Genomic DNA, 13,719 nt, shown 5'->3' on the forward strand with positions numbered 1-13,719 from the left:
TCCACCTGTCGACGACCGCGGTCAGCCGGCCGCGCCGGTCAGCGCGCCGACCACCCCGTGCCGGTCCAGCGCGGTCAGCCAGGTCGTGATCATCTCGTGGACCTCCGGGTCGGCCGCCAGCTCGGGTGGGAACACCTCGGTGAGCCCGAGCAGCGCGGCCACCACGCCCGCCGGGGTGCCCCCGGACCCGGCCAGCGCCGCCCGGATCCGCGCGGCGAGTGGGTCGTCCAGCGGCAACTCGGCCCCGTCGTCGGCCCGCCCCTGGGCGAACCGCATCCAGGCGGCGACCACCAGCGCCGACCAGTACGGCCGGTCGCCGGCCGCCCGCCGGTCGGCGATGGTGTGCAGGACCCGCTGCGGCAACTTCTGCGAGCCGTCCATCGCCACCTGGATGGTGCGGTGTCGGATCGCCGGGTTGGCGAACCGCTCCAGCACCGACTCGCCGTACCCGACGACCGACACCCCGTCCGGCGGGGTGAAGCTGGTCGCGACGTCCTCGGCGATCAGCCGGCGCAGCACCTCGGGCAGGCCGGGGATACCGGCCAGCGCCTCGGCGATGGTGTCGTGCCCGGCCAGCGCCCCGAGGTAGGCGATGGCCGAGTGCACCCCGTTGAGCCCGCGCAGCTTGAGCCGCTCCCACGGGCCGGCGTCGCTGGTCAGCACCGCCCCTGCGGTCTGCCAGGCCGGCCGGCCGCCGGGGAAGTCGTCCTCGATCACCCACTGCGTGTACGGCTCCCCGGCGATCGCCGCCAGGTCGCTGACGCCGAGCGCGGACCGGGCGGCGGCCAGGGTCTGCGCGGTGGCGGCCGGCACGATCCGGTCGACCATGGTGCCGGGGAAGGTGACGTTGGCCTGCACCCAGTCGGCGGTCTCGTCGGGCACCTTCGCGTACGCCAGGGACTCGGTGACCAGCCCGTGAAGCCGGCGTCCGTTCGACGGCAGGTTGTCGCAGCTGACCAGGGCGAGCGGGCCGGCGTCGGCGGCGGCGCGGGCGGCCAGCCCGCGTAGCAGCAGGCCCGGCACGGTCGTCGGCGCCCGGTCGGTGGTCAGGTCAGCGGCGACCGCTTCGTCCGGCCGCAGCCGCCCGGTGACCGGGTCCAGCTGGTACGCCTTCTCGGTGACGGTCAGCGTGACCACCCGGATCGCCGGGTCGGCCAGCAGGGCCACCACCGCCGCCGGGTCGCTGGCGGCGTGCCGGACCCCGGTGAGCGCACCGACGACCCGGGTCCTGGCCGCTGCGGCGGACAGCGTGGTGACGCTGAACAGGCAGTCCTGGTCGGTGAGCCGCCGCACCACGTCGATGTTGCGCGGTGCGACGCCGATGATGCCCCAGTCACCGCCGGCGGTGGCGACTGCCTGCTCGGTGTAGACCGCCTGGTGGGCCCGGTGGAAGGCACCTAGTCCGAGGTGGACGATGCCGGCGCCGACGTCGCCGGGGCGGACCACCGGTCGGGCGTCGGCCGGCACCCGGCCCAGGGTGTCCAGGCCGAGCAGCGGGATGTCGTCGTTCACCGCCACACCGGCCCGTCCGGGAAGGAGAACTCGGCGATCGACGCCGGCTTCATCGTGGCGCTGTAACCGGGCTGTTCGGGCACCAGGTAGCGGCCGCCCCGGGTGCGGACCGGGTCGACGAAGTGCTCGTGCAGGTGGTCGACGTACTCGACCATCCGCCCGTCCAGCGAGGTGCCGGCCCGCAGGTAGTCGAAGATCGCCAGGTGCTGCACGTACTCGCAGAGGCCGACGCCGCCGGCGTGCGGGCAGATCGGCACACCGAACTTGGCGGCCATCAGAATCACCGACAGCACCTCGTTGACCCCGGCGATCCGGCAGGAGTCGATCTGGCACACCCGGATCGCCTCAGCCTGCATCAGCTGTTTGAAGATCACCCGGTTGGCGGCGACCTCGCCGGTGGCGACCCGGCAGCGCCCGTCGGACAGTTCGGTGACGGCGGCGGCGATCCGGGCGTGGCCGAGCACGTCGTCGGCGTGCGTCGGCTCCTCGATCCAGTACGGGTCGACCTCGACGAGCCGGGCCATGTTGGCGATCGCCTCGTCGACGTCCCACACCTGGTTGGCGTCCATCATCAGCAGCGCGTCCGGGCCGATCTCGGCGCGGATGATCCGGGCGCGGCGTACGTCGTCGTCGATCGGGCCGCCGACCTTCATCTTCATCGCCCGCCAGCCGTCGGCGTACGCCGCCCGGGTCAACGCCCGGACCTTGTCGTCGGGGTAGCCGAGCCAGCCGACCGAGGTGGTGTACGACGGGAAGCCGTCGCGCTGCAGCTCGGCGAGCCGGTCGGACTGGCCGGTCAGCCCCTTGTCCAGGATGGCGGCGGCCTCGTCCGGCGTGATCGCGTCGCGGATGTGGTGGAAGTCGATGTTGGCGACGAGTTCGTCGGTCGGCATCTCGGCGAGCAGCCGCCACAGCGGCTTGCCGTCCAGTTTGGCCCGCAGGTCCCAGACGGCATTGACCAGCGCGCCGGACGCCATGTGGATGACGCCCTTCTCCGGGCCGAGCCAGCGCAGCTGCACGTCGGCGGTGAGCGACCGCCAGAAGGCGACCGGTTCGGCGACGATCTCGGCGACGGTCCGGCCGGTGACGTGGTGGGCCAATGCGCGTACCGCCGCGCAGGTGATCTCGTTGCCGCGGCCGTTGGTGAAGGTGAAGCCGGCGCCGAAGACCCCGTCCGGCGAGTCGGTGCGCAGCTCGACGTAGGTGGCCGAGTAGTCGCCCCGGTTGATCGCGTCGGAGCCGTCGCCGGCCGCGGCGGTCGGGAACCGTACGTCGTGCACGTCGACGCCGGTGATGGTGACGGTCATGGCAGCTTCTCCCCGATCTTGAAGACCCGCTTGGGCAGCCGGTACGCCAGGTCGACGATGGTCTCGGCGGCCTCGTCGAGGCCGAGCCGGTGCTCGGCGACGAGCCGGGCGAGGAAGCCGGCGTCGATCCGGCGGGCCACGTCGTGGCGCGCCGGGATGGAGCAGAACGCCCGGGTGTCGTCGACGAAGCCGGCGGTGTTGTAGAAGCCGGCGGTCTCGGTGACCGCTTCCCGGAACCGGCGCAGCACCTCCGGGGAGTCCAGGAACCACCAGGGCGCGCCGAGGTAGAGGGCGGCGTACCCGCCGGCGAGCGGGGCCAGCTCGCGGGTGAAGGTGTACTCGTCGAGGGTGTAGACGACGATCCGCAGCCGCGGGTCGTTGCCGTACGCGTCGAGCAGCGCGGTCAGCGCGTGCAGGTACTCGGTGGCCTGCGGGATGTCGCCGCCGACGTCTCGGCCGTGGGTGGCGTACAGCCACTTGTTGTGGTTGCGCACCGAACCTGGATGCAACTGCATCACCAGGCCGTCCTCGATGGACATGCGGGCGAACTCGACCAGCATGTGGGCCCGGAACGCCTCGGCGTCGGCGGCGGTGGCGACGCCGCGCAGCCCCCGGTCGTACAGTTCGGCGGCCTCGCGCCGGTCCAGCCGCAGGGTGAGCGCGGTCAGGTGACCGTGGTCGGAGCTGGTCGCGCCGGCGGCGATGAAGGCCCGCCGCCGGGACCGCAGCGCGTCGAGGAAGCCGGCGTACGTGCCGGTGTCGGCGCCGGTGATCGCCCCGAGGGCGGCGACGTTGTCGGACCAGCCGTCAAACTCGAAGTCGACGACGTTGTCCGGCCGGAACGTGGTGATCACCCGCCCGCCGGGGCCGCCCCAGCCGTCCGCGGCCAGCTTGGCGTGCCGGCCGAGATCGTCCAGGGGCGACTCGGTGGTGGCCAGCACCTCGATGTTGAAGCGCTCGAACAGCGCCCGGGGCCGGTACGCCGGTTCGGCCAGCCGTGCCGCGATGGTGTCGTAGACCTCGTCGGCGGTGTCCGGGCCGAGGACAACGTCCACCCCGAACACCTCGGCGAACGTCTTCTCCAGCCACAGTCGCGACGGGGTGCCCCGGAACAGGTGCCAGTTGGCGGCCAGCTTGCGCCAGATCGCCCGGCCGTCGGTCTCGGTGGCGTAGTCGCCGTCACCGGCCGGTGGCCGTGGCCGGACCCCGGCACGCACGGGTACGCCGAGCTCGCCGGGTGGGACGCCCTGGCTGAGCAGCATCCGGGTGACGTAGTGGTCCGGCACGACGAGCAGCCGCGCCGGGTCGGGGAACGGCTCGTCGTCGGCGAGCAGCACCGGGTCGACGTGGCCGTGCGGCGAGATGACCGGCAGGTCCCGGGCGTGCGCGTACAGCTCGCGGGCGATGGCCCGCTGGGTGGGTTCGGCCGGGAACAGCTGGTCCGACCGGTCGGGTTGCGGGGACACGGAAGCAGGCTCCTCGTGGGTACGGGATCGGGGTCGTCGCTGTGGTGGGTGGTGCCGGCCGGTACGCCGTGGCCAGACCGCCGGTCAGTCGACGGTGAGCAGGTCTGACACCCGGACCGGCTGGCCGGTCTCGAAGGACCGGTTGGCGGCCAGCCCGGTGAGCAGCGCGAGCGCACCGTCACGGGCGGTGGCGGCCCGTCCCATCGGGTCGGTCTCGCCGCCGAACAGCACCGCGGTCATCTTGGCGTCCGCACCGCCGTGCCCGGCCCGGGTGTAGCCGGCGACCGGCACCTGACGGGGCTGCTCCCAGAACGGCCGGACGGTGATCTTGGCCCAGCCCTCCTCCACCGCCGCCTGGACGCCGTGCAGGGCGGCGCCCTTGAGTTCGCCGGCGGCGTACGGGCTGACGAAGTCGCTCTCCACCACCTCCAGCTCGAGCCGACCCCTGCTGCCGTTGAACATCACCCGGTAGCCCTCCCAGGGGGCGTACGCGGTGAGGTGGTACGTCATCGTGGCCCCGGTGGAGTAGCTGGCCAGCACCGACATGTCGTCCTCGATGGTCACACCGGGGGCGAAGACGTTCTGGTCACGGTGGTAGCCGTCCTCGGCCTCGGCCTCCAGGTAGAGCGCGCGCAGCCGGGGGTGGGCGGCCATCTGCAGGGCGAACGGGTCGCCGGCGGCGGCGACCTCGCCGTGTGCCCGGTCGTAGTCGCGGGCGTAGCCGTGCCGGCGGCCGGGCTCGCCGTAGAAGAACAGCCGGCCGGCCGCGTAGACCTGCACCGGGGTCGCGTCCAGCCACCAGTTGACCAGGTCGAAGTGGTGGCTGGCCTTGTGCACCATCAGGCCGCCGGAGTTGGCCTTGTCGCGGTGCCAGCGGCGGAAGTAGTCGGCACCGTGGCGCACGTCGAGCAGCCACTCGAAGTGCACCGAGCCGATCTCGCCGATCTCGCCGTCGGCGAGCACCTGGCGGACCCGTTCGTGCAGCGGGTTGTACCGGTAGTTGAAGGCGACCCGTACGGTGCGCCCGGTCCGTGCCACCGCGTCGAGGATGCGTCGGCAGCGCGGCACATCCACGGTCATCGGCTTCTCGGTTATCACGTCGCAGCCGGCGTCCAGGGCGGCGACGATGTACTCGTCGTGCACCCGGTCGACGGTGGTGACCAGGACGACGTCCACCCGTTCCTTGCTCAGCATGGTCACGAACTCGCTGGCCGGGTAGGTGGGCACTGCGTCGCGACCGAGCTCCTCCAGCCAGGCGTTGTGCGCGTCCATCCGGGCCTGGTTGCTGTCGGCGAAGGCGACGAGTTCGGCGCTGTCCCGGTAGTCGAGGACCAGGGACCGGACGAACATCTCGGCGCGGGCGCCGGTGCCGACGAGCGCGTAGCGCAGCCGCCGATCGGGTTCTGGGGACATCCTGCTCCGCCTCCGGGTTGGCTGCAAAGGTTTGCAGCAGAAGCTGCCATGAGACGGACACCTTCGTCAATGCCCGGAAACCATCCTGCCCGATTTAAGGGGTTACACGAGGATTCGAACACCTGGCATGACCACGGCCGCAACAAATCCGCAATCGAAGACCGTTGACACTTGAGCAACCGTTTGCATTAATTGGCGAACCAACGTGACCCCAGCCACACCGGTCGCCGCCCGCACCGGACGGCGACCACATCGATGAAGGACGACGCGTGCCAGCCACCATTCGAGACGTCGCACGGGCCTGCGGAGTGCACATCTCCACCGTGTCCCGCACGTTCTCGGCACCGCATCTGGTCAACCCGGAGACCCGCAGCCGGGTGCTGGCCTGCGCGGAGCATCTCGGCTACCGCCCCAACCGGGCGGCCCGCGCGCTGATCACCGGCCGGACCCACAACATCGGGCTGATCGTTGCCGACATCGCCAACCCGTTCTTCCCGCCCCTGATCAAGGCGGCGGAAAGCCAGGCCCGGCACCGCGACTACCACATCTTCGTCACCGACACGAACGAGGACCCGGCGGTCGAGGAGGAGTTGGTCCACGCCCTCGCCAAGCAGGTCGACGGGGTGCTGCTGTGCAGCCCCCGGATGAGCAACAGCCTGATCGAGCAGCTCAGCCGGGACGTACCGCTGGTGGTGATCAACCGGCAGGTGACCGGCCTGCCGAACGTGGTGATCGACGTCGGCCAGGGTGCCCGGCTCGCCGTCGAGCACCTGATCGGCCTCGGCCACCGGCGGATCGCGCTGCTCGGCGGCCCGCGCGGGTCGTGGACCAACCGGGAGATCCGGCGGACCGCCACCTCGGCGGCCCGCTCGGCGGACGTCACGTTGACCGTGATCGGCCCCAACCCGCCCACCGAGGGCGGCGGCATCGCCGCGGCGGAACAGGTCCGCCGGGCAGAGGTGACCGCCGTGCTCGCCTACAACGACCTGATGGCGATCGGCCTGATCGAAGGGCTCGACGCACACGGGGTCGCGGTGCCCCGGGACATCAGCGTGGTCGGCATCGACGACATCGCGCTGAGCCGGCTCACCCGACCCAAATTGACGACGGTGGCCACACCGAACGCGGCCGCCGGTCGGGCGGCCGTCGACATGCTGCTCCAGCATGGCGACGACCGTCGCACCACCGCCCAGGTAACGCTCCAGACCGAGTTGGTCATCCGCGACTCGACGGGCCCGGGGCCGCACAGCCATGCGGACCCGGGCGACGCGGCTGCCGCCGCGCCGGCCGATGTCGCCTCCTAACCCCAAGGAGTGAGCGCAATGCACCCCGCAACATCACCGACGGCGAACACGCCTGCCACGCGTGCTCACCGTACCCCCTTCGGCCGGCGCCGCCTGCTGCGCGGCATCGCCGCCACCGCCGTCGTGCCGCTGGTCCTCGGCGCCGCCGCCTGCGGCGACGACGACGCGTCGAGCGACCCGGACGCGCCGGTCACCATCGAGTTCTTCTGGTGGGGCGGCGAGTCCCGTGCCGAACTCACCGAGCAGGCCCTCGACCTGTACGAGGAGAAGAACCCTAACGTCACCATCAACCCGACCTGGCAGGCGTTCACCGGCTACTACGACAAGCTGGCCACCATTTCGGCCGGCGGTAACGCGCCGGACATCTTCCAGATCGACGACAACGGCCTGGCCGAGTACGCCGGCCGCAACGTCACCCTGGACCTGACGCCGTTCGTCTCCTCCGGCGACATCGACCTGAGCAACCACCCGGAGAGCCTGACCCAGTACGGGCAGATCGACGGCAAGCAGGTCGCCGTGGCCGCCGGCGAGAACACCCCGGCCCTGGTGTACGACAAGACGAAGATCACCGAGCTCGGCCTGCCGGAGCCGGAGACCGGCTGGACCTACGACGAGTTCATCGCCTGGGGCACCCAGGTGACCGAGGCGGCCGGCGACGGATACTGGGGCGCGATGGACCCCAGCTCCGACTACAAGGCGCTCTGGCTGTGGCTGCGCTCACAGGGCAAGGAGTTCTACGACGGGCCGCAGCTCGCCTTCACCGAGGCCGACCTCACCGAGTGGTTCCAGTTCTGGCTGGACGCCCGGGAGGCCGGGGCAACCCCGCCGGCCGACGTGGTGCACGAGGCGGTCGGCGGCGGCGTCTCCGACCAGCTGGTGGTGACGGGCAAGGGGGCCACCTCGTTCATGTGGTCCAACCAGCTCTCCGAGCTGGGCAAGTCGACCGAGAGCGAACTCGGCATGGTGGCCTACCCCGGTGACCCGAAGGGCCAGTGGGCGCGGGCGTCGCTGTACTGGGCCGGGTCGCGTTCCACCGAGCACCCGGAGGTCGTCGCCGACGTCATCAACTTCCTGGCCAACGACCCGGAGGCGGCGCAGATCCTCGGCGTCGACCGGGGCCTGCCGTCCAACATCGACAACCGGGAGACGGTCCAGGCGGGTCTCGACGACCCGTACATGACCGCGACGGTCGAGTTCGAGAACGCGCTGATCCCGCAGATGGGCCCGGCACCGGCACCGCCGCCACAGGGCCACGGACCGCTGCGGTCGACCCTGACCACGGTCGCCGAGAGCGTCACCTACGGCCAGGCCAGCCCGGCCGACGCCGCCGCGGAGTTCTTCCGACAGGCCGAAGCCACCCTCGAGTAGTCCGGGCCGGACTTGCGCGGTCGTGGTGCCCACGGCGTCCGCCGTGGGCACCACGACCGGAATCCGGGCCGTGGGCACCACGACCCGTGATCCGAGAAAGGAGCCAGATCGTGGCCCTGACCACGAAACCCGTCCCGGCCACGAGTACCGACACTGCCCCGGCGGACACGAACAGGAGGCGGGGCAGCGCCAAGGGCGGCAGCCGGCGGCACGGCGAAGGGTTGGCCGGATACGTCTTCCTGTCCCCGTGGCTGCTGGGGCTGATGGCGATCACTGCCTTCCCCATGCTGTTCTCGCTCTACCTCAGCTTCACCAACTACGACATCCTGTCCTCCTGGGAGTTCGTCGAGTGGGTCGGCTTCGAGAACTACTGGGACCTGTTCGTCAACGACCAGACCTTCCGCCACTCGGTGCAGGTCACGCTGATCTTCGCGTTCGTCGCCGTACCGCTGAAGTTGGCCGCCGCTCTCGGCGTCGCGCTGCTGCTCAACCGGGAGACCCGCGGGGTCGGGCTGTTCCGCAGCCTGTTCTACCTGCCGTCGCTGCTCGGCGGCAGCGTCGCGCTGGCGCTGATCTGGCGGGCGATGTTCAGCGGCGACGGCGCGTTCAACGACTTCCTCGGGCTGTTCGGCATCACCGGACAGCCGTGGGTCAACGACCCGGACTGGGCGTTGGAGACCCTGATGGTGCTGGCCATCTGGCAGTTCGGCGCTCCGATGGTGATCTTCCTGGCCGGGCTGAAGCAGGTGCCGACCGAGCTGTACGAGGCGGCCTCGGTCGACGGCGCCGGCAAGATCCGGCAGTTCTTCAACGTCACCCTGCCGATGCTCTCCCCGGTGATCTTCTTCAACCTGGTGCTGGAGACGATCAACGGATTCCAGGGCTTCACCGCCGCGTTCGTGATCAGCAACGGCACCGGCGGGCCGGTCGACTCGACCATGCTCTACACGCTGTACCTCTACACCAAGGGCTTCACCGAGTTCCAGATGGGATACGCGTCCGCGCTGGCCTGGGTCTTCCTGATCGCGATCGGCCTGATCACGGTGCTGTTCTTCAGCACCGGCCGGTTCTGGGTGCACTACTCGGACGGAGACAACGACTGATGGCTACCGAAGCTGCTCCGATGTCGACGGCGGACGGCGGCAGCGCCGCACGCCGCCGGGCCGCCGGCGGCACCGCCCGAGGCGTCGCCCGGGTGGCGGTGCTGGTCGCCATCCTGGTCGTGGTCCTCTACCCGCTGATCTGGGTGCTGGGCTCGTCACTCAAGTCACCGACCGAGGTGGCCAGCAACCTGTCGGTCATCCCGCAGGACCCGACCTGGGCGAACTACCCGGACGGCTGGAACTACCTGAGCAACATCTCGTTCGGCCGGTTCTTCTGGAACAGCACGGTGATCTCGATGGCGACCGTGGTCGCCAACGCGGTCTCCTGCCTGCTGGCGGCGTACGCCTTCGCCCGGCTGCAGTTCCGGGCCCGCAGGTTCTGGTTCGCCATCATGATCGGTACGCTGCTGCTGCCCAGCCACGTGCTGATCGTGCCGCAGTACATCATGTTCAACTCGTTCGGCTGGATCGACACCCCGCTGCCGTTGATCGTGCCGAAGCTGCTGGCCACCGAGGCGTTCTTCGTCTTCCTGATGGTGCAGTTCATGCGGGGCATCCCCAGGGAGCTGGACGACGCGGCCAAGATCGACGGATGTTCGCCGTTCGGGGTGTTCCGGTACGTCATCGTGCCGCTGGCCCGGCCGGCGCTGGTCACCACGGCGATCTTCTCGTTCATCTGGACCTGGAACGACTTCCTGACCCAGCTGATCTACCTGCCGAGTGTGGAGAGCTACACGGTGCCGATCGGGCTGCGGCTGTTCATCGACTCCACCGGGCAGACCTCGCTCGGCCCGATGTTCGCCATGTCGGTGCTGTCGCTGCTGCCGGTCTTCCTCTTCTTCCTGGCGTTCCAGAAGATGCTGGTACAGGGCATCAACACCAGCGGCCTCAAGGGGTGACGTCGATGGCTCCCGCAGGGTGGCCGGACAACCCGGCACCGGCCCGCGCCGACTGGCGCGACACTCTGCGGGCCGCCACCGATCTGGCGCTGCTCGGCATCGTCACCGCGCTCGCGTCGGCGGCCGTACTGACCGCCGGCGCGGCGCTGGCCACCGCCAGCGCCGCGATCCACCGGTGGACGGTCGACGGCCACTGGCCGGACCTGCGGGACCTGGCCGGGCGATTCTGGCGCGGGCTGCTGCCCGGAGCCGTCGCCACCGTGGTCGCCGTGGTCGGCGCGCTCCTGCTCGCCGGCAACGCCGTGCTGATCTCGGCCGAGGTGGTGCCCGGCGGCACGGCGATGCTGGTCGGCACCGTGCTGCTTGCCGCGCTGGTGGCCGGCTTCGCCGGCCTCGTCGTGGTCGAGATCGGCCGGGGCGCCGGTGGCTGGCGGGCGGCGGTGCGGGCCAGCTGGCGGATCGCCGAACGGCGACCGCTGGCGGTGCCGGCCGCCGCCGGGGTGGTCGGTCTCGCCGCCGTACTGACCGTGCTGGTCATGCCGATCCTCGCGCCGATCCTGCTCGGCTACACCCTGTTCGCCCTGCACGCCGTGCTACGCCGGTTCAACCGGCGATGAACCGGTGCGTGACGAAACCGTCGGCCGTCGGGCAGAAGACCACCGCACGGTCCCACGAGCAGGCGACGGTACGTACGCCCTGCAGTACGCCGAGTTCGAGCCGGTCGGCCGGTGCGGCAGCCGGTACGCCGGCGACGCTGGCGTCCTCCGGGTAGCTGCCCGGGTCGTCCAGGAACCACAGCAGGTTCGCCCGGTCGATCCTTACCGCCACCCCGTCACGACGCAGCAGTTCCTCGCCGTCGGAGTCGAGCAGCAGCGACAGGTAGGGAGTCGTCGTACGGCGTAGCAGGATCTGGTCGCCGACCGGCACGACCACCTCGAAGTCGGCGGCCGGCACCCGCCACTGCACGCCGTCCTCGGCCGGGTCGATCACCACGAGTTCGTTGGTGTCGGAACCGAAGCCGGTCGATTCCAGCAGGCAGATCCGGGTGCCGCCGCACGGGGTGAGGCTCTGCAGCCGCCGCTGGTCGTCGGCCGGGGTGTAGAGGTTGACCGACTCGCCGGTCGTCGACAGGTCGTACGACGCCAGCCGGTATCCGCTGCTGTCCGACGGCGCGATCACCAGCCGGCCCGCGTAGACAACGACCGGGTCGGTCGGCGCGGCCACGTTCGACCGGTCGCCGAGCAGTTCGCCGGAGCCCGCGTCGAACACCCGGGCGTGCCGAGTCGAGGTGAGCTGCACGATCCGTCGGTCGTCGGCCAGGTCGGGCGTGGTGGGGGCGCCGTCGAAGCCGGCCGGGCCGGTCAGGTCGGCGGCGCTCACCGCCGGGTACACCGCGGTGTCGGTGTCGTCGTACTGGTCGGCCGGGTTTTCGTGCTCCCAGCGTTCGGTGCCGTCCCGCAGGTCCAGCCCGACCAGCCGGGCACCATCCACGTCGGACCAGACGAGGACGTCGTCGAAGACGAACAACTGGTCCTTGCCGAGAATCTCGAAGTGCCACAGCTGCCGGCCGTCGGTCGGGTCGAGCACCGCGACTGGCCGGGTGGCGCTGCTGTAGGCGTCGGCGACGGCGATCACCGCGTCCGGGGTGGCCCGCAGGCCGAACCACCGGTCGGCGCGCACGGTCGTCGCCTCGTCCCACCGCTGGTCGCCGGTCGCCGGGTCGACGGCGACGACGCCGAGCCGGCCGTCGTCGCGGACGTAGCCGCCGTACGCCTGGCCGTCGACCAGTTGGGTGAAGTCGGCGTCCGCGTCCTCGGGCACCGTGATCGCCTTGCCGACCTGGCTGAACGCCCGGAACTCGATCGGCCGGGCCGGATCCCGCAGCAGGTAGACGACGCTGGCGACGGTCACCGCGACCACGGCCAGGGCGGCGCCGCCGACCAGCCACGGCAGCCGCCGACGCCGGCGTCGCCGCCGCGCCGGGCCGGACGCCGGCGTCGACATCGGCGGCGGCTGGACCGGGGGCGGCGGACCCTGAGCCGGCGGGACCGATGTCGGCGCGGGTGAGACCGGGGATGGTGCGGCTGCAACCGGCGGTACGGGTGACGCGACGGCGGACGGCGCGGCCGGAACGGACGCCGGCGCAGGCAGGTCGGCCAGCGCGCCTTCGGCGACCGGCAGTTCCGGCTGCTCCAGCACGGTCGGTGCGATCCCCAGCTCGCTGTGCAGCATCCGGGCCACCAGCGGCACCCGCGACGAGCCGCCGACCAGGAACAGTCCGGCAAGCTGGTCGACCCCGAGCCCGCAGGCCGCGACCAACCGGGCCGTCTCCCGTACGCCACGGCCGATCAGCGGGGTGGCGACCCGCTCCAACTCGTCACGGGTCAGGTGCACCGCCCGGTCCACGCCGGGCACGGCGACCGGCGCCGACGACGCCCGGGACAGCATCTCCTTCGCCCCGCGTACGTCGTCCCAGAACTGCCGGCGGTTGCGCCACTGCGCCGGGGTGGCCGGAGCGGCCAACTGCTGCCGTACCTGCGGATCGAGCACCGCGCCGAGCTGTTCGACCAGCGCCGCGTCCAGGTCGAGACCGCCGAGTTCGGTGAGGCCGCCGGAGCCGATCACCGCGAACCGGGCCCGCCCGTGCGGGTCGACTCCGTCGTTGCGAACCACGGCGATGTCGAGGGTGCCGCCGCCGAAGTCGAACACGGCGAGGGCCTGCCCGACCGGCACCGGTCGGCGTAGCACGTCGGCGAAGTAGCGGGCCGCGGCGACCGGCTCCGGCACCAGTCGGGTCCCGGGCGTGCCGGACCCGACGGGCGGCGGGCCGGAGGTGGCCGGCCCGCCGGGGATGACCGGCGGCCAACCGGCGCGGGCCACCGCGTGCGCCAGCACCTCCCGGCGGCGGGCACCCCAGCCGGCCGGGTAGGTCAACGCCGCCGGTGGCAGGAAGCCGACCGCCTCCACCGCCGACCGGGCCACCGCCGCGAGCACCGCGGCCAGTAGGTCAGCAGTGGGCACGTCATGGTCGCCGAGCAGCACCGTCGGCTCGTCGACCCGGCGTTTCGGGTTCGGCTCGAACCGGGCCGGGTCGGCCTGGGCGAGCCGCTGCGCGTCCCGACCGACGTGCAGCCGGTCGCCGAGGAACACCCCGGACGGCAGGACCGGCACGCCGTCGAAGAGCAGCGGTCGGGTCCGCCCGTCCGGCCAGCGCAGCACCGCGACCGTGTTGGAGGTGCCCAGGTCGACCCCGAGGGCGAAGCCCTCGTCCTGCCCTGTCATCAGCTGTTCCTCCGCCGCACCCCGAACCCGCCCGACACCGACCCCGGGCATGCTACGGGTGACTG

At 71.6% G+C, this 13,719-nt stretch carries 10 protein-coding genes; 5 read left to right on the top strand and 5 right to left on the bottom strand.

Translation table 11 applies throughout. The features are described from left to right. Window positions 1-21: 21 nt before the first annotated feature. The 4 genes from O7543_RS16990 to O7543_RS17005 all read right to left on the bottom strand — a co-directional run bounded on the left by O7543_RS16990 (window position 22) and on the right by O7543_RS17005 (window position 5,698). The gene (locus O7543_RS16990; protein ID WP_281552929.1) at window positions 22-1,512 is read right to left on the bottom strand and encodes a mannitol dehydrogenase family protein; all 1,491 of its coding nucleotides are present in this window, start codon (window positions 1,510-1,512) and stop codon (window positions 22-24) included. Continuing rightward, window positions 1,509-2,819: an enolase C-terminal domain-like protein gene (locus O7543_RS16995; protein WP_281552928.1), complete on the bottom strand. Its 1,311-nt coding sequence runs from the start codon at window positions 2,817-2,819 to the stop codon at window positions 1,509-1,511. The genes O7543_RS16990 and O7543_RS16995 overlap by 4 nt, the downstream gene beginning before the upstream one ends. Further along, complete coding sequence (gene uxaC / locus O7543_RS17000; protein ID WP_281552927.1) at window positions 2,816-4,285, bottom strand: glucuronate isomerase; 1,470 nt, start codon at window positions 4,283-4,285, stop codon at window positions 2,816-2,818. The genes O7543_RS16995 and uxaC overlap by 4 nt, the downstream gene beginning before the upstream one ends. Window positions 4,286-4,369: 84 nt before the next feature. Continuing rightward, window positions 4,370-5,698, bottom strand: a complete 1,329-nt coding sequence (locus O7543_RS17005; RefSeq protein WP_281552926.1) for a Gfo/Idh/MocA family oxidoreductase — start codon at window positions 5,696-5,698, stop codon at window positions 4,370-4,372. Between the two features lie 269 nt (window positions 5,699-5,967). On the opposite strand from O7543_RS17005, the gene O7543_RS17010 reads away from it, so the two are divergent. From O7543_RS17010 to O7543_RS17030, 5 genes are all read left to right on the top strand, one after another. Continuing rightward, a complete protein-coding gene (locus O7543_RS17010) occupies window positions 5,968-7,002 on the top strand; it encodes a LacI family DNA-binding transcriptional regulator (RefSeq protein WP_281552925.1) in 1,035 nt (344 codons plus the stop codon). 18 nt (window positions 7,003-7,020) lie between these two features. Further along, window positions 7,021-8,370, top strand: coding sequence for an ABC transporter substrate-binding protein (locus O7543_RS17015; RefSeq protein WP_281552924.1), 1,350 nt, complete (start codon window positions 7,021-7,023; stop codon window positions 8,368-8,370). Window positions 8,371-8,591: 221 nt separating this feature from the next. After that, window positions 8,592-9,473, top strand: coding sequence for a sugar ABC transporter permease (locus O7543_RS17020; protein ID WP_281555815.1), 882 nt, complete (start codon window positions 8,592-8,594; stop codon window positions 9,471-9,473). Further along, window positions 9,473-10,372, top strand: a complete 900-nt coding sequence (locus O7543_RS17025) for a carbohydrate ABC transporter permease (RefSeq protein ID WP_281552923.1) — start codon at window positions 9,473-9,475, stop codon at window positions 10,370-10,372. The genes O7543_RS17020 and O7543_RS17025 overlap by 1 nt, the downstream gene beginning before the upstream one ends. Window positions 10,373-10,377: 5 nt before the next feature. Next, window positions 10,378-10,989, top strand: coding sequence for a hypothetical protein (locus tag O7543_RS17030; protein ID WP_281552922.1), 612 nt, complete (start codon window positions 10,378-10,380; stop codon window positions 10,987-10,989). Here the strand turns inward: O7543_RS17030 and O7543_RS17035 are convergent. Further along, complete coding sequence (locus O7543_RS17035; RefSeq protein WP_281552921.1) at window positions 10,976-13,654, bottom strand: Hsp70 family protein; 2,679 nt, start codon at window positions 13,652-13,654, stop codon at window positions 10,976-10,978. The two genes, O7543_RS17030 and O7543_RS17035, sit on opposite strands and share 14 nt — an antisense overlap. Window positions 13,655-13,719 lie beyond the last annotated feature (65 nt).

The sequence above is a fragment of the Solwaraspora sp. WMMA2080 genome, assembly GCF_027497395.1.
Lineage (GTDB): Bacteria > Actinomycetota > Actinomycetes > Mycobacteriales > Micromonosporaceae > Micromonospora_E.

Coding starts and splice junctions, on each gene's coding strand:
- O7543_RS17030 (WP_281552922.1), top strand. CDS start 10,378: ATGGCTCCCGCAGGGTGGCCGGACAACCCGGCACCGGCCCGCGCCGAC.
- O7543_RS16995 (WP_281552928.1), bottom strand. CDS start 2,819: ATGACCGTCACCATCACCGGCGTCGACGTGCACGACGTACGGTTCCCG.
- O7543_RS17015 (WP_281552924.1), top strand. CDS start 7,021: ATGCACCCCGCAACATCACCGACGGCGAACACGCCTGCCACGCGTGCT.
- O7543_RS17035 (WP_281552921.1), bottom strand. CDS start 13,654: ATGACAGGGCAGGACGAGGGCTTCGCCCTCGGGGTCGACCTGGGCACC.
- O7543_RS17005 (WP_281552926.1), bottom strand. CDS start 5,698: ATGTCCCCAGAACCCGATCGGCGGCTGCGCTACGCGCTCGTCGGCACC.
- O7543_RS17025 (WP_281552923.1), top strand. CDS start 9,473: ATGGCTACCGAAGCTGCTCCGATGTCGACGGCGGACGGCGGCAGCGCC.